At 53.5% G+C, this 19,382-nt stretch carries 19 protein-coding genes and 1 pseudogene; 8 read left to right on the top strand and 12 right to left on the bottom strand.

Annotated elements, in window-relative coordinates; translation table 11 throughout:
* Positions 1-48 precede the first annotated feature (48 nt).
* A complete protein-coding gene (locus tag BSZ31_RS07815) occupies positions 49-1,146 on the bottom strand; it encodes a calcium/sodium antiporter (protein WP_105028273.1) in 1,098 nt (365 codons plus the stop codon).
* 149 nt (positions 1,147-1,295) lie between these two features.
* On the opposite strand from BSZ31_RS07815, the gene BSZ31_RS07810 reads away from it, so the two are divergent.
* A complete protein-coding gene (locus tag BSZ31_RS07810) occupies positions 1,296-1,643 on the top strand; it encodes a hypothetical protein (protein WP_146106632.1) in 348 nt (115 codons plus the stop codon).
* Between the two features lie 17 nt (positions 1,644-1,660).
* On the opposite strand, the gene BSZ31_RS07805 is transcribed toward BSZ31_RS07810, so the two are convergent.
* Positions 1,661-2,008 carry a DMT family protein gene (locus BSZ31_RS07805; RefSeq protein WP_008250158.1) on the bottom strand — a complete coding sequence of 116 codons (348 nt, stop codon included), beginning with the start codon at positions 2,006-2,008 and terminating at the stop codon, positions 1,661-1,663.
* A gap of 121 nt (positions 2,009-2,129) precedes the next feature.
* Here BSZ31_RS07805 and BSZ31_RS07800 point away from each other — a divergent pair, with 121 nt between their 5' ends.
* Genes BSZ31_RS07800 through BSZ31_RS07790 form a run of 3 tightly spaced genes read left to right on the top strand, consistent with a single transcriptional unit; the run spans position 2,130 to position 4,905 of the window.
* Positions 2,130-2,936: a DUF547 domain-containing protein gene (locus BSZ31_RS07800; protein ID WP_105028271.1), complete on the top strand. Its 807-nt coding sequence runs from the start codon at positions 2,130-2,132 to the stop codon at positions 2,934-2,936.
* A 17-nt stretch (positions 2,937-2,953) separates the two neighbouring features.
* Positions 2,954-4,309, top strand: coding sequence for an acetyl-CoA carboxylase biotin carboxylase subunit family protein (locus BSZ31_RS07795; RefSeq protein ID WP_105028270.1), 1,356 nt, complete (start codon positions 2,954-2,956; stop codon positions 4,307-4,309).
* On the top strand, positions 4,309-4,905 hold the full coding sequence (locus BSZ31_RS07790) for a YHS domain-containing (seleno)protein (RefSeq protein ID WP_240605671.1): 597 nt from the start codon (positions 4,309-4,311) through the stop codon (positions 4,903-4,905). Before BSZ31_RS07795 ends, BSZ31_RS07790 begins: the two co-directional genes overlap by 1 nt.
* Positions 4,906-4,911: 6 nt before the next feature.
* On the opposite strand, the gene phnE is transcribed toward BSZ31_RS07790, so the two are convergent.
* From phnE to BSZ31_RS07770, 4 genes and pseudogenes are all read right to left on the bottom strand, one after another.
* Positions 4,912-5,736, bottom strand: a complete 825-nt coding sequence (gene phnE / locus BSZ31_RS07785; protein WP_105028268.1) for a phosphonate ABC transporter, permease protein PhnE — start codon at positions 5,734-5,736, stop codon at positions 4,912-4,914.
* Positions 5,733-6,571, bottom strand: a pseudogene (locus BSZ31_RS07780) (PhnE/PtxC family ABC transporter permease). The gene phnE and the pseudogene BSZ31_RS07780 overlap by 4 nt, the downstream one beginning before the upstream one ends.
* Before the next feature lie 4 nt (positions 6,572-6,575).
* On the bottom strand, positions 6,576-7,406 hold the full coding sequence (locus BSZ31_RS07775) for a phosphonate ABC transporter ATP-binding protein (RefSeq protein WP_105028267.1): 831 nt from the start codon (positions 7,404-7,406) through the stop codon (positions 6,576-6,578).
* Positions 7,403-8,272 (bottom strand): putative selenate ABC transporter substrate-binding protein, encoded by an 870-nt coding sequence (locus BSZ31_RS07770; RefSeq protein ID WP_105028266.1) that lies wholly within the window; start codon positions 8,270-8,272, stop codon positions 7,403-7,405. Before BSZ31_RS07770 ends, BSZ31_RS07775 begins: the two co-directional genes overlap by 4 nt.
* Positions 8,273-8,409: 137 nt before the next feature.
* On the opposite strand from BSZ31_RS07770, the gene egtD reads away from it, so the two are divergent.
* Positions 8,410-9,381: an L-histidine N(alpha)-methyltransferase gene (gene egtD, locus BSZ31_RS07765; protein WP_105028265.1), complete on the top strand. Its 972-nt coding sequence runs from the start codon at positions 8,410-8,412 to the stop codon at positions 9,379-9,381.
* Positions 9,382-9,421: 40 nt separating this feature from the next.
* Here the strand turns inward: egtD and BSZ31_RS07760 are convergent, their stop codons facing one another.
* Positions 9,422-10,615, bottom strand: a complete 1,194-nt coding sequence (locus tag BSZ31_RS07760; protein WP_105028264.1) for a class I SAM-dependent methyltransferase — start codon at positions 10,613-10,615, stop codon at positions 9,422-9,424.
* Positions 10,616-10,732: 117 nt separating this feature from the next.
* Here BSZ31_RS07760 and senB point away from each other — a divergent pair, with 117 nt between their 5' ends.
* The 3 genes from senB to BSZ31_RS07745 are packed head-to-tail and all read left to right on the top strand — an operon-like array spanning position 10,733 to position 14,771.
* The gene (gene senB, locus BSZ31_RS07755) at positions 10,733-11,794 is read left to right on the top strand and encodes a selenoneine biosynthesis selenosugar synthase SenB (protein ID WP_240605669.1); all 1,062 of its coding nucleotides are present in this window, start codon (positions 10,733-10,735) and stop codon (positions 11,792-11,794) included.
* Positions 11,781-14,069 carry a selenide, water dikinase SelD gene (gene selD / locus BSZ31_RS07750; protein WP_105028263.1) on the top strand — a complete coding sequence of 763 codons (2,289 nt, stop codon included), beginning with the start codon at positions 11,781-11,783 and terminating at the stop codon, positions 14,067-14,069. Before senB ends, selD begins: the two co-directional genes overlap by 14 nt.
* Positions 14,070-14,081: 12 nt before the next feature.
* Complete coding sequence (locus BSZ31_RS07745) at positions 14,082-14,771, top strand: TVP38/TMEM64 family protein (protein WP_105028262.1); 690 nt, start codon at positions 14,082-14,084, stop codon at positions 14,769-14,771.
* Between the two features lie 513 nt (positions 14,772-15,284).
* Here BSZ31_RS07745 and BSZ31_RS07740 read toward each other — a convergent pair.
* From BSZ31_RS07740 to BSZ31_RS07720, 5 genes are all read right to left on the bottom strand, one after another.
* Positions 15,285-15,653, bottom strand: coding sequence for an FKBP-type peptidyl-prolyl cis-trans isomerase (locus BSZ31_RS07740; protein WP_008250135.1), 369 nt, complete (start codon positions 15,651-15,653; stop codon positions 15,285-15,287).
* 80 nt (positions 15,654-15,733) lie between these two features.
* Positions 15,734-16,177: a cyanase gene (gene cynS, locus BSZ31_RS07735; protein ID WP_008250133.1), complete on the bottom strand. Its 444-nt coding sequence runs from the start codon at positions 16,175-16,177 to the stop codon at positions 15,734-15,736.
* Complete coding sequence (locus BSZ31_RS07730; RefSeq protein WP_105028261.1) at positions 16,174-17,157, bottom strand: ABC transporter ATP-binding protein; 984 nt, start codon at positions 17,155-17,157, stop codon at positions 16,174-16,176. The genes cynS and BSZ31_RS07730 overlap by 4 nt, the downstream gene beginning before the upstream one ends.
* A 6-nt stretch (positions 17,158-17,163) precedes the next feature.
* Complete coding sequence (ntrB, locus tag BSZ31_RS07725) at positions 17,164-18,012, bottom strand: nitrate ABC transporter permease (RefSeq protein WP_206018565.1); 849 nt, start codon at positions 18,010-18,012, stop codon at positions 17,164-17,166.
* Between the two features lie 5 nt (positions 18,013-18,017).
* Complete coding sequence (locus tag BSZ31_RS07720; RefSeq protein ID WP_105028260.1) at positions 18,018-19,379, bottom strand: CmpA/NrtA family ABC transporter substrate-binding protein; 1,362 nt, start codon at positions 19,377-19,379, stop codon at positions 18,018-18,020.
* Positions 19,380-19,382: the final 3 nt, after the last annotated feature.

The raw sequence follows: 19,382 nt of genomic DNA, 5'->3' as shown, positions 1-19,382 counted from the left end.
GGCGTAAGTCCCTGAATCTAGTGATCAATGCTGCTAAACACATCGAGTTCAAGCGTTTGAATTTTCTTCCCCACTTCTTCTGTGCAACAAGCTGACCACCAAGGTGATCACCGTGATCGGCACCACAAAACTCAGCATGGTATTCGAATACAAATCAAGTGCATCGTGGCCCTGTGCATCCAGAATCAGATACACCACATACGCGGTGTAATAGGCCAAAAACACACCGCCCTCCCAACGTGCAATTTCGCGTCCAGTCAGGAAAATTGGCAAACAGGCAAAGGCCACTGCCAGCATCACCCACATGTCAAATGCGAGCAAAGAAGGCGCTACCTGCAAACCTGCCGGGGCTGCCACCAAACTTGAAATACCCAGGCAAGCAAAAATATTGAATGTCGAACTGCCCACCACATTGCCCACTGCAATATCGCGCTCACCCTTGAGCGCGGCGGCAATTGAAGTGGCCACCTCGGGCATGGACGTGCCAGCCGAGACAATCGTCAGGGCAATAACCACATCGCTCACACCCATGGCCTTGGCGAACACCACGGCCGAGCCGACCAACCATTCCGAACCCAAGACCAGCAAACCCAATCCCAAGGCAATCAAGGCCAACTGCACGGGTAGTTTGGAGTCCCAACTGCCCTGCGCAGCGGGGTGTAATTCTTCGTCGAATTCGGTTTGAGCGGCTTTGACTTGGGTGCGGGATTGAACAATCAAAAACGCGGTGTAAGCCACCATGAGCACTGCAAGAATGCCGCCATCGCTCCACGACAGCTGCCCATCCAGACTTAACAGGAGCAGCAACACTGAAGCACCAATCATGATTGGCACTTCCTGGCGAATCAGTTGAAGATTAACGACCAGGGGCGTGATCATTGCGCTCAAACCCAGAATGAACAACACATTGAAAATGTTGCTACCAACCACGTTGCCAATCGCAATATCGGTGGTACCTGCCAGTGCAGCGCCAACCGACACTGCGACCTCGGGCGCACTGGTGCCAAACGCCACCACTGTCAAACCCACCACCAGTGGGGAAATACCAAACGAAAAAGCGAGATTGGATGCACCACGCACCAGTACATTGGCCCCCAAAATCAGCAAAACCAGGCCGGCTACAAACAACAACACGTCGATGAGCATTGAACTTCCCCTGTGCAACAACCCCATTGTGAGGGATAAGAATTCGCTCGATTTCTCACCCCACATGCATTTCTCGTACGATGCAAATGTTACCGCCTGAATTCTATAAACGCATGAAACCCGTAATTTTCTGCCTCGAAGACTTTGAAATGCATCGTTTTGTTCTCGAAACGCATTTGACTCGCCTGCTGGCGGATCGGGTCGAGGTGAGATACTTCAGAAGCCTGGCCCAACTGAAAGCCTCGAACGGCGGCTGCCAGCTTCTTATTTCAGATCTGAACGTGATTGATTCCAAAGCAGAAAACACAGCCCGCTTTTTACTCGAGTATTGTGAACACACTCCTGTCATCGTTCAGTCCACGGAAGAGGAATTACCACGGCAACTCGAGCTTCTGGCCGCAGGTCGAATCCTGGCTGCTGAGAAAGGTGGTCAGGGTCAACGGTTTACACAGGCCATTGAACACTTCATGGCGCAACTTGATCAAAAAGTCGTTTAGGCAAAGCGAGGTCACTGCTAAAGCTTGTCCCTGAAAATAAAGTAAGCCGCACCCACCAGGCACAATCCAGCCCACAAATAATCCAGTTTCAACGGCTCTTTCATATAGAAAACGGCAAACGGCACAAACACGGTCAGCGTGATGATTTCCTGCATCACCTTCAACTGCCCCACCGACAATACGGTGTATCCGATCCGATTTGCAGGCACCTGAAACAGGTATTCAAACAGGGCAATGCCCCAACTGACCAAAGCCGCAATAATCCAGGGCTTCTGGCTCATGTCTTTCAAATGGGCGTACCATGCAAAGGTCATGAAAATATTGCTGATCAACAGCATGGCTATGGTGACCGGAACAGCAGGCATGGCAACTCCAGATGATTTGGCAAAACTGAGGCGATTAATCTGCGGTAGTGTAACCAAATTGCCTTACCGAGCGAATACGCTCAATACATGCAACTCCAAATTACCTATTGCTTCATCCGTCATGCTTAAATTTGTCAAAACACTGATGCTGACTTTGGCCTTGTTGGTCAGCGGCACCAGCTTCGCTTCCGAGTTTGACCACAACTACACGACATGGAACAGCTTGCTGGCCAAGCATGTGAAGTGGTTACCCGACAACAAGCAAACAGCCGTGGATTACGCGGGTTTTCAAAAAGACCGGCAGGCATTGAAAACAGTGTTGAATGATTGGTCTTCGGTTAGTCAGGCTGAATTCAATGGCTTCTCGAAAAACCAGCAAATGGCATTTTTAATCAATGCCTACAATGGCTTTACCATTGAATTGATTTTGACCAAGTATCCAAAAATCAAATCCATCAAGGAAATTGGTGGGGTGTTCAGCAGCCCTTGGAAACAGGAATTTTTTACCCTGTTGGGCGAGAAACACCACCTGGACTGGATTGAACACGAACAACTTCGCCCCAAGTACAAAGAGCCACGGGTTCATGCCGCAGTGAACTGTGCCAGCATTGGCTGCCCGGCCGTGCGCAACGAAGCCTTCACCGCCACAAAACTGAATGCCCAGCTGGACGACGGCATGCGCAGGTTTTTAAGTGACCCGAGCCGCAACCGCGTCAAGAACGGCGAATTGCAGGTCAGCCCAATTTTCAAATGGTTTGCTGAAGACTTTGAAAAGGGTCACCAGGGTTTCAAAGAAGTGAAGGATGTATTTGCAAAATGGGCCAAAGACATGGGGCCCACACCAGAAATAGTCGATAAAATCGCATCCAAATCACTGCCGATTGCGTATTCAGAGTACGACTGGTCACTCAACGACATTCCACGCTAATCCTGATTCGCCTTTTCATGCCTCATCCTAAAACGCTGCTGCTGTTCAACTACGACTGGGATGCCTTGGGGGCCGACCGGCTTCGCAAGCAATGGCCCAGCGTGGTTTCGGGTTTCGACTTGTTCACGTTTCCGAGCAATGCGCGCCTCGCCTGGTTTGACACGGAACGCTTTGTGGCCAAGGCAGCTGTTTTGGCCAAACTGCACGGCGCCAAGGCAGTTGCATCCAACCACGAACAATTTGGCGCACTGTGTGCAGCCTTGCTCGCAGAGAAAATGGGGTGGCCTGGCACACCAGTGCAAGCCATTCTGGCTTGCCAGCACAAATTGTATGCCCGTGAAGTGCTGGAGCAAGTTGCGCCCGAAGCGAACCTGCCTTTTGCGCGGTTAAATGCGGCCTATGGCGGCCCAGTACCGCAAGGCATCGAATACCCGCAGTTTGTGAAACCCGTGAAGGCCGCATTCTCGGTGCTGTCACGACAAGTTAAAAATGCCCAGGAACTGCACGACCACACACGTTTTGGTCCCTGGGAACTGTGGGTGATCAAGCACCTGGTTGAACCTTTCGAGCGAATTTCAAAAAAACGACTTCCTGAAGCCGGCACTGCACACAGCATGATGCTGGAAGCCCCCATGCGCGGGCGGCAATACAACCTCGACGGCTACGTGTGGCAGGGCGAGGTTCGCCCGCTGGGCGTGGTTGACGAGGTGATGTACCCCAACACCGATGCATTCATGCGGTTTGAGTACCCCAGCAAGCTGCATGCGGATGTGCAAGCCCACGCAGCCGATGTTGCCAGGCGTTTTCTGAATGCGGTTGGTTTTGATCACGGCCTGTTCAACATGGAATTTTTCCATGACGAAGCCACTGATAAAATCACCGTGATCGAATTCAACCCGCGTATGGCCTCGCAGTTTTCCGACTTGTACCTGCGCGTGGATGGCATTGACCTGCATGAAATTGCCTTTGCACTGGCCCATGGCATAGACCCGGCTACGCTGGCACGCAAGGTGCCCACGGCAGGCGCTACCGCCAGCTTTGTTTACCGATCATTCGACCCGAAAGCCACGGTGCCCTTTCCAAGTTTTGCGCAAAAGGCCGCTTTCCGGAAGGCTTTCCCCGATGCTTTGCTGTTTGAATACCCAAAAGACGCCAAAGAATTGCACCGGGATTTCAAATGGCTGCGAAGTTACCGCTATGGCATTGTCCATTTGGGTGGCGAAACCCCCCGCGATCTTCGCCAGCGCTGCGAACAAGCCAGTGCGCTGCTTGGCTGGCCAGCGCCCTACCTTGAAGACCCGGCTGGAACTGTTTTCAGCGAAACAGGTCAGTTCATCGACTTGATTCAACCACGCACAGGAGAAGTATTTTGATGATTTCACGCACCCACAAGCTATTGATCGCGGCCAGCCTGGTGCTTGGCTTAAGTGGATGCAGCGCCATGACTGCCCAAAACCCCGCCAGCGAATTAACGCCGGTGAATGCTGCAGAAATGCAGGGGGCCAACCGCCTCATGCTGTTTGGCGCAGATGTGGTGGCCTATTTCACACAAAACGCCTATGTGCAGGGCAAGCCCGAATTCAGCAGCACCTACCAGGAAGTGGATTTTCACTTTGCAAGCGCAGAACACAAGGCACTGTTTGATGCTGAACCTACCAAATACCTTCCACAATACGGCGGCTACTGCGCCAACGGCATCATGTTCGGCATTCCATGGGGCGGCAATGCCACTGACTTTCGGGTCGTAAACGGCAAGCTGTATATTTTTGGCGGCACCGTGTCACAGGCAGCCTTTGAACTCGAAATGGAGAAAAACATCGCCCTGGCCGACAGCTACTGGGAAAAAGAAGTGAAGGGCAACAACAGCTTCATTCAACGTGCAAAGCGCTTGGTGATTCGCGTGCCACACTACAAAACAGGGGAAGAACAGGCGGCTGAAGTTCAGGCCGCAAAAAAACAGGGAAGTTGACCCTTGTTAGTTCATCAGCCGGGTTCGGCTGATGTAACTCAACACATCGACCAAAGCCACCAATATGATCATAGCCAGCAACACCGTGCTGGTCTCCGACATTTGAAACAGGCCCATGTGGTACGACAACATTTGACCCAAGCCCCCCGCGCCGACAACCCCAAGCACTGCGGCAGCACGAATATTGTTTTCCCAACGATACAGGGTGTAGCTGATTAATTGCGGTAATACCTGAGGAAATGTGGCGTACCAAAACACCGCCACCGAACCCACGCCACGCGTGCGCAATGCGAATGCAGGTTCGTCGGTGGAATTTTCGATGCTTTCAGCAAACAAACGCCCCAGCACCCCTGTTGTGTGCAACGCCAAGGCAAATGTGCCAGCAAAAGGGCCCAATCCAACTGCAATCAACAACAACGCAGCCCACACCAATTCAGGAATGCTGCGCAAGACATTCAAAACACCCCGACTGAATGTACGCCAGCGCGCCGGGTCGTCAGCATAGGTTTTACTGGCCGGGAGCGCCCACAACAAACCAAATACAGCAGCCAGTAGAGTGCCTAATGCCGACATGGCCAGAGTTTCAATGGTGGCCCAAGCGACCTTGGCCAAAAAGGCTGATTCAAAATTTGGGCGGAGTAACTCTCCGATGAATTTGCCCATGCGAGCCATGGCTTCAACGGACGCGAAACGTGCCCATTGAAGATCAAGGCTCCAGAAGCTCAGAGCAATCAGCACCACCAATCCGAACACCATCCAACAGGATTTACATCTTGCATCAAACATGGATTTGGGTAACTTTGGAGGCAAATTATCCGACCGTGTGCTCATGCCAATACGCTCCGCAACCAGCTGCTTATCCGGTCGGCGAGCCAGACCAGAAAAACAAATACCAGCAACATGGTGCCCACCTCACCGCCAGCAAACATCTTCATGGATGAATCAAGCTGTTGACCCAAGCCACCTGCACCGACAAAACCCAATACCGCCGACGATCGAATTGCACATTCCCAGCGATACACCGTGTAGCTCGCCAGTTCCGCCGCGTTCTGTGGCAGGGCGCCATAGAAAAAAGCCTGCAAACGCCCGCTGCCGTTTCTCAGAAGGTTTTGGGATACGTGCAGATCTCCCGACTCGAGAATGTCCGCATACACTTTACCCAACATACCGCCATAGGTCAGCGCAATGGCCAAGACACCCGAGGTGGGACCCAAACCCACTACACGAACAAAGACAAGCGCCCATATTAATTCGGGCACACTGCGCAGGACGATTGCCACCCACCGAACCAACTGCCGGCATATGGCAGGCAAAGGTGCCATCTGGCCAGAAATGGCTGAAATTGAAATCACGCGGACGGACAACAGCGCAATGGTACAGCCAACAACCAGGCCAACGCCAACCCTGTTGTTGCAATAGCCACAGTTCGCCACGCCTCCTTGGCAACCAGGGTCAGAAATTCCGGCGTCACCTTGGGCGGCAACATGTCGCCGAGAAAATTCAGGGTTGGCCTGTAGTTTTCCTCTTCTAGCAAAATCCAGGGCCTGAACTCGGTCAATTCAAACAAAGGCCACACGATAATTAGTGCGGCCAGCCACCAGAACACGCGCATAGCCCATGCCGGGTCGCGCAATGCTGGGTTGTTATTGATGGAAGGGCTGCTCATGGAATTACCTGCAATTCATGGCCACGGGTACTGGTTGCCTCTGCATCGGCACACGCTCCGGAGCCGGGCCAGTCAACTCATCCAAGTGCTGGGCATATAAGTCTAAAAGCCTTTGTTCACTGACCTCCGAGGAGGGGAGGTCAAATGCAAGCTCGCCATCGCGTAAACCGATTATTCGAGGAAAGTGCTTCAAGGCCATGTCCACTTGGTGAAGAGTGGACACCAAGGTAGCGTTTTGTTCCCGTGCTGCATCCGCCAGCGTTTTCATGGCTTGTTCGGCGCGCGCAGGATCCAGCGCAGACAAGGGTTCGTCCACCAAAAACATGTTTGCTCCCGAAACCAGGCCTCGGGCCAGCCCGACTCGCTGACGCTCTCCGCCAGATAGCCGGTCGACGCGTTCAAACAGTTTTTCTGACAAATCAAAACGTGCCAGCGCTGCATGCGCCGCGCCCGTGTCGATGGGGTAAAACAAACTTCGAAGGCTGGTCCACAATCCCATGTGGGGCAGCTTTCCCGCCAACACGGCGGTAACGACACGTTGCCGCGGCGGCAGCGGCGGCACCTGTGGCGCCAAAAACAAATTGCGGCGCACATTGCGAAGACCCTTCTTGCTGAGGCTCCAGGGGTTGGTGTTATCGAGCAACACCTTGCCACCCGCGGGTTCAAGCGCGCAGGCCAGCAAGTGCAACAGAGTTGTTTTGCCAGCCCCAGAAGGGCCGATGATTGCGACTTGTTCGCCTGCCCGCACCGAAAAACTGACGTTCTTCAGTGCGGGCGGCGTGTCGCGGCCAGCCGCCGGGTGGCGGCCAGCAACTTGTTGTAACTCAATGATCACTTCAGCAAGCCCGCCGCACGCGCAGCACTTTCAATGCCTGCGTAATTTTCAGTTTTGGTGGGAATAAACTTGCTGGCGCGTTGCAATTCCAGAATTTCTTTGCCCTGTGGGGTCGAGGGATCGAGGGCTAAAAACGCATCAACAATTTTCTTGCGTGTTTCAGCAGGCACACCACTGTGCACTGTCCAGTTGTAGTCGTAATAAGCAGGGGTGGTGTAAATCACGCGTACTTTGTCCGTGTCTACTTTTTTGTCAGCGACAAATTTTTCCCACACAGAAATGTTCAAGGCACCAGCATCAACTTTTCCTGCCGACACAGCTGCAATCGTTGCATCATGTGCGCCAGAGAAAGAGACCCGCTTGAAATCCTTGTCAGGATCGATTTTGGCCACAGTGCTCAGAAAACTGCGCGGCATCAGGTGTCCGGAAGTGCTGGATGCTGAACCAAAGGAAACGCTTTTTCCTTTTAAATCATCCAACGACTTAATATTGGGGTTACTGGTAATGAAAACTGATTTGAATTTTTCATCTTCAGCACGCTGAATCAAAGGAATTACTTGGCCATTGGAGCGAACATTGGCCTGTACAAAAGTGAACCCGCCAAACCAGGCCATGTCCACTTGTTTGTTTGCCAGCGCTTCAACAGAGGCTGCATAATCCGTCACGGGGGTGTACTCGACTTTCATGCCGAGTTTGTCGGAAAGGTATTTCATCAGGGGAGCCGCTTTGCGGGCCAGTTCAGTGGGGGACTCGTCCGGTATGGCTGTGACTCTAAAGACCTGTTCCGCGTGCGCTAAGCCGGCCAGTCCGATCATTGCGCATGTCATCAAACACTTAAATGTACGAGAAGGTGAAAAGCTGATCATTGCTAACTCCCGATAGATTAAAAGATCTTACCAACAGGCAAGTTTTTCAGTATAGGGTAGAAAATAAGCCACAATGCCCGGGTAGACTCGAGGCAGGGCACTCATTACTGCCCATTTCATTATTACACTGACTAAATATGACATCGACACCTCTTTTCATACAGATATATCAAGGCCAGGCCGAGCACATTCGAGAAGAATTGCTCAGTGGCTTGCGTGCCAGCAAAGCACACACCTCGCCCAAATACCTGTACGACGAACTGGGTTCGAAACTGTTCGAAGCAATTACCTGCATACCCGAGTACTACCCCACCCGCACCGAAGCGCTGATTTTTGCCAGCCACGGGCACGACATGGCCAGGCAGGTGCCCAAGGGCTCGGTGTTCATCGACCTGGGAGCAGGCAATTGCGAAAAAGCGGCCAGACTTTTTCATGTATTCCACCCGGCACGTTATGTGGCCGTAGACATTTCCGTGGACTTTTTAAAAGGCTCACTGGAATGCCTGCAACGGCAATTTCCTGAACTGGAAATGGCGGGTGTGGGCCTCGATTTCTCCAGCGAACTGAACCTGCCCGCTGGTCTGGCCTTGAACCCCTCGCAACCGCGAATCATGTTTTACCCAGGCTCCAGCATCGGCAACTTCACACCTGAGGAAGCACTGCTGTTTTTAAAACAGGTGCATGCGGTATGTGCAACAGCGCCTGGTGGCGGCCTGTTGATTGGAGTCGACCTGGTGAAAAGCAAAGCGGTTCTTGAGGCCGCCTATGACGACGCATTGGGCGTAACCGCTGCATTCAACCGCAACATGTTGCTGCACTTCAATACGCTGGCTGGCACCAACTTCCAACTGGAAGACTGGAAACACATAGGCCTGTACAACACCGAATTGAACCGCATTGAAATGCACCTGGAAGCACTGCGGGATGTTGTGGTGACCTGGGAAGGCGGTGAACGCCAGTTTGTGGAAGGCGAACGTATTCACACCGAAAATTCTTACAAGTGGACGCTGACCGGGTTCGAAGACCTACTGAAACGCGCTGGTTTTGGTGCTTGCAAGGCTTACACCGATCCCGAACAGAAGTTTGCGGTGTTTTGGGCAAAGGCTTGAAAGCGGATTAAGCGATAACTTCAACCAATTAACTGCAAATTCACGCAGCAGCAAGTCGCCACAAGCTAGTCATTTCCTTTGACCGTGCATCAAACAGCGCATCACTGGCATCAAATGCCTTGCCATGTTTGGGCTTTGCATCTGTGCGGCCCAATACTTTCAAGCCCGCCAGCTCAATCCAGCCTAGCAACTCTTCCCGTGTGCGCAACTTTAAATGTTCCGCCAAATCCGACAAGATCAACCAGCCTTCTCCGCCCGCATTCAAATGCGCAGCCAGGCCCGCCAGATAAGCTTTCAACATGCCACTGCTTTCATCATAAATGGCGCGTTCAATCGGTGAAGTAGGCTTGCCAGGCAACCAAGGCGGATTGCACACAATCAGGTCCGCTTTGCTGTCGGGAAACAAATCGGCCTGCACCACTTTGACCTGCTTGCCCATGCCCAAATTCTGGATATTGAATTGCGCACATTCCAGCGCACGTGGGTCATTGTCGGTGGCAGTAATATTACTCAACCAGCGTTGGGCCAGCACTGCGGCCAACACACCTGTGCCCGTGCCCACATCCACTGCCGAGCCATTCACTTCGCAGGCTTTTGGCAAAGGTGCTTTCAACACCAAATCAACATACTCGCCACGCACTGGCGAAAATACGCCGTAATACGGGTGAATCCGATTGTTGGGCGGGTCGCCAAGGGCGGGGACATCCACACCTTTTTTGCGCCATTCATGTGCACCCACCACACCCATGATTTCGCGCAGTGAAGTCACAATCATCGGGCCGTCTACTTGTGGCTCACCCCACGCTTCTGTGCATGCCGCCAATACATCGGGGGCCCGGCGCAAGGGAATGCTGTAGTCCGCATTGAAAGGGATCAGGATGGAACCCAGAATTCGGGCACGCTGGGCCTGTGTCTGGCGGTACAAATGAAACTTCTGGGGGTAGTCCACATCGGCTTTGCCTGCTTTCGCGGCCTTGCTTTTCTTGTGCTCTGCGTTTTTGTCCACGCGGCGCACCAAAGCCTGCATCAACTGGCGGGCATTCTGGAAATCGCTTTGCCACAAAAACACATTGCCTTCGCAAGCCAGGCGGTACGCCATGTCGGCAGTCAAAGTGTCGTCGGCAAGCATTACCTTCTCTGGCACCGCCAGATTACGTTCCGACTGCCAGCGCGCACTGAAAGTCTCCTCGCCTTTTGTCCATAGGATTTCAGGGTATTCATGGGCTGGATGCATGCGGGCTCTCGCGGTGATTGGCGTGTTGGTTCGTGTAAACTTCATCTGGGTCGCAGTGTACCACCTTGGGTGGCTGACACTTCGAACCATCCCATACCAAATAGAGTGGCTGTTGTCTTGATTAAACCATCTATCGTCATCGTAAGCCCTGCCCTGGCCGACGCCAACAACGGCAATTGGCAAACAGCGCGCCGCTGGCAACTTTTTTTGTCCGAACACTTCAACGTTCGCATCGTGAAGCACTGGGAGCATTCGGCAACCACAGAGCAGGATGTGGCCATGATCGCCTTGCATGCCCGACGTTCTGCCGACTCGATTGCTGCATGGGCACAAAGCCGCGGCACTGATGGGCTGGGAAGCCCCGGGCTGTTGCTGGCGCTGACCGGCACTGACCTGTACCGCGACATTGAAACCGATGAGACTGCACAGAAATCACTTGAATTGGCGCGACATTTGATTGTGTTGCAGGAAAAGGGTGTCGAGAAGCTGGGTGAAAACTTACAAAAGAAGACATCGGTGATTTTTCAATCGACCACCTCGCGCAAAACCTTGCCCAAGGCAAAGCGCCGCTTGAAGGTGGTGATGGTGGGGCACCTGCGGGATGAAAAAATGCCGCAAACCTTGATGGAAGCGGCGGTGCTGCTGCGTGGTTACCCGGATATTTTCATCGACCACATTGGCGGGCCATTGGACCCTGAATTGGCACAAGCCGCCGAAGAGACCATGCAAGCCTGCCCCAACTACCGCTGGCTGGGCAACCAGCCCCACGGTGCTACCCGTACGCGCATTCAACGCGCCCATGTGCTGGTGCACGCCAGCAAAATGGAAGGTGGAGCACATGTAATCATGGAAGCCGTTTGCAGTGGCACGCCCGTAGTGGCCAGCTACATTGATGGCAACATCGGCATGCTGGGCGCAACGTACCCCGGTTACTTCCCCTTGGGCAATTCTCATGCGTTGGCCAATCTGCTGACCCAGTTGCAGGAGGACATCGTGAATCCGAAACCACTGCCCCCGGGTAAATCCAGTATGTACACCAAGCTGAAGAACCAGTGCGCTGAGCGGGCGAAATTATTCGCTCCGAACCACGAACAAAACCAGTTAATTCAACTCTTACAACGAGCCATTCAAATCAACAAAGAAGCCAACCAACAAGAAGTAAAGCATGCAAACATCTGACCAACCCATTCTTCGTGACATTGTGCTGGTAGGCGGCGGGCACAGCCATGTGGGTGTGCTGCGCATGTTTGGCATGAAGCCTTGGCCCGGCGTGCGCCTTACCCTGATTTGTACCGATATTCACACCCCCTATTCCGGCATGCTGCCCGGCTACATTGCGGGCCACTACAGCTATGACGATGTGCACATTGACCTTGGTCGCCTGTGCGCCTTTGCGGGCGCACGATTGTTCAAAGACGAAGTGGTGGGCATTGACCGCGCCAACCAGAAAGTGATTTGCAAGAATCGCCCGCCAGTGGCTTACGATGCGCTGTCAATCAACATTGGCAGCACGCCCCAAGTGCAGCTGGTGCCAGGTGCATTGGAAAACGCAGTACCAGTCAAGCCGATTGCACGTTTCAACCAGTGTTGGATCAGCTTGCTTGAACGGGTAAAAACCCATGCAGGCAAAACCACCATTGCTGTGGTGGGTGGTGGTGCAGGCGGTGTTGAACTGGCCTTGGCCATGCAATTTCGCTTGCGCAATGAATTGACTGCGATGGGGCGCAACCCGGATGAACTGGAGTTTCACCTTTTCACTGCAGATTCAGATGTATTGCCCACCCACAACCCCGGCGTGCGTGCGAGGTTCGAGAAGGTATTGAATGAACGTGGTGTAGTGCTTCACCGTGACGCCGAAGTAGTGCAACTGGATGGTCACACCCTGCAAACCAAACAGGGCGAGCGCTTGCATGCCGACGAAATCATGTGGGTGACGCAAGCAGGCGGTGCCGCATGGCTTGCGAACACCGACCTTGAACTGGATTCCCGTGGCTTCATCAATGTGGGCCCTACTTTGCAGACCACGCGAGATCCGAAAATTTTTGCAGCAGGCGACATTGCGAATTTGACCAGCACACCGCTTGAAAAGGCCGGCGTGTTTGCCGTGCGCATGGGCAAACCCCTGACCAAAAACCTGCACTTGTTTGTTCAGGGCGCCGACCTGCTGGAATACCGCCCCCAGAAAACCTGGTTGGCCTTGATCAGTACTGGCGACAAATATGCAGTGGCATCCAAGGGTTCACTGGGCTTCGCAGGCGCATGGGTGTGGCAGTGGAAAGACTGGATTGATCGCCGCTTCATGGCGAAATTCAGTGAGTTTCCTGACATGGATCCAAACTCAAAGCCAGCTGCAGACAACAGCACACCGAATTTGGCATTGACGCAGGAAGAAAGCCTGCAAGCCATTTCTGCCATTGCGATGCGTTGCGGCGGCTGCGGTGCCAAAGTGGGCTCCACGGTTTTATCTCGCGCACTCGGTAACCTAAAGCCCGTGGATCGCGACGATGTATTGGTCGGCCTGCATGCACCTGACGATGCGGCGATTGTGAAAGTGCCACCCGGCAAAGCCATGGTGCACACGGTCGACTTTTTCCGGGCTTTTGTGGACGACCCCTATATATTCGGGAAGGTTGCAGCCAACCATGCACTGGGCGATGTGTTTGCCATGGGCGGCGAGGCGCAATCGGCCACGGCCGTGGTCACGGTACCGCCGGGGCTGGAGTCGAAAGTTGAAGAGTTGCTGTTTCAAATGATGTGCGGTGCAGTGGAAGTATTGAACGACGCTGGTTGTGCATTGGTGGGTGGACACACCGGCGAAGGCCGGGAGTTGGCACTGGGTTTTGCCATCAACGGATTGGTCGATGAAAACCTCGATGGCGTGATGATCAAAGGTGGCATGCGCCCAGGCGATGCGATTTTGCTGACCAAACCCATCGGCACCGGCACGCTGTTCGCCGCCTTGCCCCAGCTGAAAACCAAAGGCCGCTGGATTGATGCTGCGCTGGAATCGATGGTGAAAAGCAATCGATTGGGTGCACAGTGTCTTCGTGAGTACGGATCTAAAGCCTGTACAGATTTGACTGGGTTCGGACTGTTGGGCCATTTGGTGGAAATGACGCGCCCTTCCGAAGTTGACGCAGAGCTTGACTTAAGTGCCCTGCCCTTGCTGGACGGTGCAATTGAAATGGTCAGCGCCGGCATTGTGAGCTCGCTACAACCTGCGAACGTGCGCTTGCGCCGCGCCATTCGCAATCAGGCTGAGTATGTGAACAACCCGCGCTACCCACTGATATTTGATCCGCAAACTGCGGGGGGTTTGCTGGCCACCGTGCCCGGAGACCAAGCCGAGGCCTGTGTGGCTGCTTTGAGAAAATTGGGATACGAGCACACCGCCATTATTGGCCGCATATTGCCGCAAGGTGAAGCAATTGAACCGATTGTATTGAAAGGCTAAGGACGCACGCGCATGCCACAAGCTGTTCAACAACACTGGAAGAAAACAACACTGCTGCTGGTCGCAGCCGTGTTGCTTTTGGTGTGGTGGAATGCCGATGTATCGCTTCAAGACATGTTGGCTGCGCAACGCGAATTGGCCATGCACTTTGTGGACAACCCAACGCTGGTCACCTTGATTTACTTCGCTGTGTTTGTACTGCTAACAGCCCTTTGCCTGCCCGGTGCAGGTGTGTTGATGCTGGTGGGTGGCGGATGCATGGGTTTTGGTTTGTGCATGGTGGTGTCAACCGCAGCATCTGCCCTGGCTGCCTTGCTGACCATGCTGTTTGCACGGCACTACTTTCGATCATCAGTTGAAAGCCGGTTTTCCAACAAGCTGAATGAGATCAACAAAGGGATTGAAAAAAACGAGATAGCCTACCTGCTCAGTCTTCGCTTGGCGCCCATCATTCCTTTTGTTGCATTCAATTTGTTGGCTGGCTTGACCCGAGTGAAGCCGTGGACCTTCCTGTGGACCAGCTTCATCGGCATGCTGCCCGGCACCATGCTGTATGTGAATGCGGGCAATGAGCTGGCCAAGGTGAACAGGCTGGAAGAATTAATTTCACTGGAAGTGGTCATTTCTCTGGCTGCACTGGCTTTGGTGCCTTTCCTCATTCAGTGGGGAACGCGGCAATTTCAGCTGCGCAAGGCGGCTTGAACCCAACTGGCTTGAGTTCCGATAACGCGTCGATCTTGATTAGCCCACTCGGCTTGGGCTCCGATCTCTCGCCAGAAAACCTGTTGATCCCTTGCTGAGCTTTGCGATGCCTGAGAACGGCCCTCCTAAACTGCGGGTCGGGTCCGTTCTCTGTCGCCCATGCTGGGCAACACCGGCCCTGCTCGGCACGCAAGCAGGTTTTCTTAAAGGCGAGGCGATCGAAACACCGCCGCCGAATGGGCGTTGCGCCAGCGGTGACTCGGAGCTGAACTTGCAATGGGTCGCACGATGACCAGTCAGAAAACTTGCCGGCTTGGCGCGCCGAGGCTAACGATCGCGCCCTGGCGCGAAAGCCAAGACCCGACCGTTACTTTTGGAGGGCTTGGCTTATTGCAGGCTCAAGCTGACAAGCCGAAATGCCAAGTTTTCGGGCAGCGGTGACCCTTCAAGTTTGGCTCCCAACTCACCGGCCCTGTGGAGCACAAGTAACCCATGCCGAGTGAGCAAAAAACCTCAGCGGATGTCAAACAACTCCACATCAAACACCAAGTCGGTGTTGCCCGGAATCGGACCTGCACCACGCGCACCATATGCAGTGTCAGACGGGCAGAACACGATTGCACGATCACCCACCACCATTTCGCACAAAGCCTGGGTCCAGGCTGGAATCACGCGGTTCAGTGGGAATGAGATTTTCTCGTTGCGCTTGATCGAACTATCGAACACGCGGCCGTCGAGGAAGGTGCCTTCATAGTGCACTTCCACGATTGAATTCGGTGTTGGCTTTTGCGTGCCGGTGCCGCGCTTTTTGAAAGTCAGCTTCACGCCAGATGGCAGTACGAGTTCGTCGCCAGCAGCGGCGTTGTTGGTTGAATCAGTCACGGCATTACCCCAGGTAAGAATTAAGACAAGCGCTTATTCTAACCCGGGGTGTTCAGTCAGCCTGAAATTCGGCATTGAAATCAATAGGTTTTGTAGGGCAAAAATTTGCCGCTCATATTGATGCTGACGCGATCGCCCATGGGATTGGGCTCACGCTGCAAATCCATTTTGAAGTCGATCGCACTCATGATGCCGTCACCAAACTCTTCATGAATCAGTTCCTTGAAGGTAGTGCCGTACACACTGATCAATTCATAAAAGCGATAAATCAGAGGGTCAGTCGGCACGGCGGTGGGCAGCGACCCCTTGTAAGGCACAACTTGCAGGCAATCCACTGCCTCGGGTGGCAAGGCCAAATACTCGCCAATTTTCTTGGCCTGTTCTTCGGTCAAGGTCATCTGGCCCAGCAAAGCTGCTGTGCTCCATTCCTTGGACTGGCCCAGTACTTTGGCGCAGTCGTCCCAAGTGCATTTTTTCTTGCGCTTGGCCAATACAATCATCTCGGTTACGTCGGTTCGTTTCATGGTGCACTCCTTTGAATCAAATTTAGTGGGGGTGTTGTCTCGGTGCTAACTTTCGTGTTGCTCAGGGCTTTCAAGCCTGGGCGAACCACCGTGGGTTGTTTGTGTAGTTCAGCATTCAGCTTGTTGCTGTCGGGCTCTGTACTGGGTGCAGGTGCTGCACGGTTCACCAGAAAATCAACCAGGTGGTTGCGAATGGCGTAGTACTGCGGATCGTGATGCACGGTACTTCGGGTGCGTTCGCGCGGCATGGTGTTTTCAACAATTTCTGCAATGCGCGCGCGCGGGCCGTGGCTCATCAGCATCACTTTGTCGGCCAGCAAAATGGCCTCATCCACATCGTGCGTAATCATGAACACGGTTTGCCCTGTGGCCTTCACAATTTGCAGCAGCTCGTCTTGAATCGTGCCGCGGGTCAGTGCATCGAGTGCGCCGAAGGGTTCGTCCAGCAACAGCATTTGCGGTTGAATGGCAAACGCACGGGCAATGCCCACACGCTGTTTCATGCCGCCAGAAAGTTCGTGCGGCTTTTTGTTTGCGGCTTTACCCAAACCCACCATGTCCAGATACTTCATGGCGTGTTCACTGATTTCCTCAGGCGACTTTTCAGGCCAACGTGAACGCACACCAAACTCCACGTTCTTCAGCGCGGTCATCCAGGGCATGAGTGCATGGCTTTGAAACACCACACCACGGTCAAGCGATGGGCCTACAACTTCTTTGCCATTCATGATCACATAGCCTTGCGTGGCTTCATCCAGCCCCGCCAGAATGTTCAGAATGGTGCTTTTGCCGCAACCCGAATGGCCAATGATGCAAACAAACTCGCCTTTCTGAATGTCGAAGTTCACGGCCTCGAACACAGGTGGAACCGAGGTATCGGCGGGCGCATAGCTTTTTACCAAACCTTCCACTTGCAGGAAGGCGGCAGCTTTTTCATTGGGTATCAGGTCTTTGCTGAATATCTTGTGTTCAGTCGTCATTGTTGTTTACTCCTTGTAGCTGACCAGCTTGGCCATGCGGGCCAGCAGCGTATCGAGCAACATGCCGATCAAACCGATGAACAAAATTGCGCTGATGATGTTGGCAATCGACAGGTTGTTCCATTCGTTCCACACGAAGTAACCGATGCCCGTGCCGCCGACCAGCATTTCAGCCGCCACAATCACCAGCCAGGCAATACCCACGGAAATACGCATGCCTGTCATGATGGTGGGCGCCGCTGCCGGCAAAATCACCTGAAATGCTGTGCGCAGTGAACTGACTTCCAAAGTTTTGGCCACGTTCAACCAGTCGCGCCGAACCCCCGCCACACCAAACGCCGTGTTGACCAACATCGGCCAGATGGAGCAAATGAAAATCACAAAAATGGCCGAGGTGTCGCTGTCTTTGATCGTGTACAAGGCCAGCGGCATCCACGCCAAAGGCGATACCGGCTTCAAAATTTGGATGAAGGGGTCAAGCGCCTTGTATAGCAAAGGCGACATGCCAATAACAAAGCCCAATGGGATCGCCACCAAAGCGGCCAAACCAAAACCCACCAGCACGCGGAAAATGGAATAGCCCAATTGAATGCCGATGCCTTTGTCATTGGTGCCACGGTCGTAAAACGGATCACTGATGTGCCCCCACAACTTCTCACCCACATCGCCCGGGGTGGGCAATGGGGTTTTACTGCCTGTGGATGCAGCCTGACCCACCAGTGCTGCATATTCAGGATCTACATTCACCTCGGCTTGCTCGGGCAAGGTGGCAATGGTCCAAATGGCAATCAACACCACCAGAATCAAGCCCGACAAAGCCCATGGCGCCCACTTTTGCTTCCTGAAATCTTTCATGCTGCTTAGCCCTTGGTTCTTGAAATCGCGAAGCTGTTGAGGTATTCCTCTGGCTTCTTGGGATCGAAGGGCTTGCCCATCACACTGAATTTTTTGTCGAGCGATGACGGTGGCTGCATGCCCACTTCTCTCATCAAGCGGGTTGCATCGGTGGCCAAAAATACATCTTTGGCAATTTTGTTGTAGTCCACATCGCCCTTGATCTGTCCCCAGCGTTTCATCTGGGTCAAAATCCAGATCGCAAAACTCTGGTACGGGAATGGATCAAAGTCGATACGCTGCGGATCTTTCTGAATACCGCCCAAACCATCGGCGTAGGTGCCGGTCAGCACCTGCTCCACCACGGTCACCGGCTGGTTCAAATAGTTGGTGGGGGCAATGGCTGCTGCAATTTCCTTGCGGTTCTCTGCTTTGCGTGCGTAGGCCGTAGCATCCAACACCGCCTTCAACAGGGCTTTGTAGCTGTTGGGGTTCTGCGTTACGAATTCTTTGCTGGCTGCAAATGCGCAGCACGGGTGGCCCGACCAAATTTCTTTCGACAAAATGTGAATGAAGCCCACGCCGTCATACACTGCGCGTTGGTTCACAGGGTCGGGTGCCAAGAAACCATCAATGTTGTCTGCGCGCATATTGGCCACCATTTCGGGAGGTGGTACAGAACGAATTTGTACATCTCGATCGGGATCAAGGCCAGCCTCGGCCAGGTAGTAACGCAACAGGTAGTTGTGCATGGAATAGTCAAACGGCACCGCGAACTTGAAACCCTTCCAGTCTTTTGGATTGCGTTTGTCTTTGTGCTTCATGGCGAGCGTGATCGCCTGACCGTTGATGTTTTCAACGGCGGGCATGGTCCATGGAATGGCGTTCGAGCCTACACCCATGGAGATGGCCAAAGGCATGGGCGACAACATGTGCGCAGCGTCGTATTCCTTGGCCAGCGCTTTGTCGCGCACCACAGCCCAACCAGCTGTTTTCACCACTTCAACATCCAAACCTTGCTTGGCATAGAAACCCAAAGGCTGCGCCATGATGACGGGTGTTGCACAGGTGATTGGAATAAAGCCCACTTTCAGCTTTTGTTTTTCCAAAGGGCCGTTACTTTGGGCAAACGCCTCCTTGGCTGCCGCCAAAGGGAACAGGCTGCCGATGGCTGCCATGGCGGTACCACTGCCCACAGCGCGCAGGAAGTTTCGGCGCAACTGATCATTCGGAAACAAGGCATGCATGACCGCGTTTTCAACGGCACGCTCTTCCATTTGCTGCACAGCCAGTTGCCGATCATGTTCAGCCTGACTATTGTGTTGGCCACAGGCGCAGCGCATGCCTAGGCGGGTATTGGGATCGAACGGGTTCTTGAAAAAAGACATGGT

It is taken from the genome of Limnobacter sp. SAORIC-690, from assembly GCF_002954425.1.
Lineage (GTDB): Bacteria > Pseudomonadota > Gammaproteobacteria > Burkholderiales > Burkholderiaceae_B > Limnobacter > Limnobacter profundi.
Note: the sequence above shows the minus strand (reverse complement) of the source record. Positions and strands in the feature narration are given on the sequence as shown.

Excerpts from the sequence above, each read along its gene's own strand:
- BSZ31_RS07815 (WP_105028273.1), bottom strand. The coding sequence starts at position 1,146 with ATGCTCATCGACGTGTTGTTGTTTGTAGCCGGCCTGGTTTTGCTGATT.
- BSZ31_RS07810 (WP_146106632.1), top strand. The coding sequence starts at position 1,296 with ATGCATCGTTTTGTTCTCGAAACGCATTTGACTCGCCTGCTGGCGGAT.
- BSZ31_RS07805 (WP_008250158.1), bottom strand. The coding sequence starts at position 2,008 with ATGCCTGCTGTTCCGGTCACCATAGCCATGCTGTTGATCAGCAATATT.
- BSZ31_RS07800 (WP_105028271.1), top strand. The coding sequence starts at position 2,130 with ATGCTTAAATTTGTCAAAACACTGATGCTGACTTTGGCCTTGTTGGTC.
- BSZ31_RS07795 (WP_105028270.1), top strand. The coding sequence starts at position 2,954 with ATGCCTCATCCTAAAACGCTGCTGCTGTTCAACTACGACTGGGATGCC.
- BSZ31_RS07790 (WP_240605671.1), top strand. The coding sequence starts at position 4,309 with ATGATTTCACGCACCCACAAGCTATTGATCGCGGCCAGCCTGGTGCTT.
- phnE (WP_105028268.1), bottom strand. The coding sequence starts at position 5,736 with ATGAGCACACGGTCGGATAATTTGCCTCCAAAGTTACCCAAATCCATG.
- BSZ31_RS07770 (WP_105028266.1), bottom strand. The coding sequence starts at position 8,272 with ATGATCAGCTTTTCACCTTCTCGTACATTTAAGTGTTTGATGACATGC.
- egtD (WP_105028265.1), top strand. The coding sequence starts at position 8,410 with ATGACATCGACACCTCTTTTCATACAGATATATCAAGGCCAGGCCGAG.
- BSZ31_RS07760 (WP_105028264.1), bottom strand. The coding sequence starts at position 10,615 with ATGCATCCAGCCCATGAATACCCTGAAATCCTATGGACAAAAGGCGAG.
- selD (WP_105028263.1), top strand. The coding sequence starts at position 11,781 with ATGCAAACATCTGACCAACCCATTCTTCGTGACATTGTGCTGGTAGGC.
- BSZ31_RS07745 (WP_105028262.1), top strand. The coding sequence starts at position 14,082 with ATGCCACAAGCTGTTCAACAACACTGGAAGAAAACAACACTGCTGCTG.
- cynS (WP_008250133.1), bottom strand. The coding sequence starts at position 16,177 with ATGAAACGAACCGACGTAACCGAGATGATTGTATTGGCCAAGCGCAAG.
- BSZ31_RS07730 (WP_105028261.1), bottom strand. The coding sequence starts at position 17,157 with ATGACGACTGAACACAAGATATTCAGCAAAGACCTGATACCCAATGAA.
- ntrB (WP_206018565.1), bottom strand. The coding sequence starts at position 18,012 with ATGAAAGATTTCAGGAAGCAAAAGTGGGCGCCATGGGCTTTGTCGGGC.
- BSZ31_RS07720 (WP_105028260.1), bottom strand. The coding sequence starts at position 19,379 with ATGTCTTTTTTCAAGAACCCGTTCGATCCCAATACCCGCCTAGGCATG.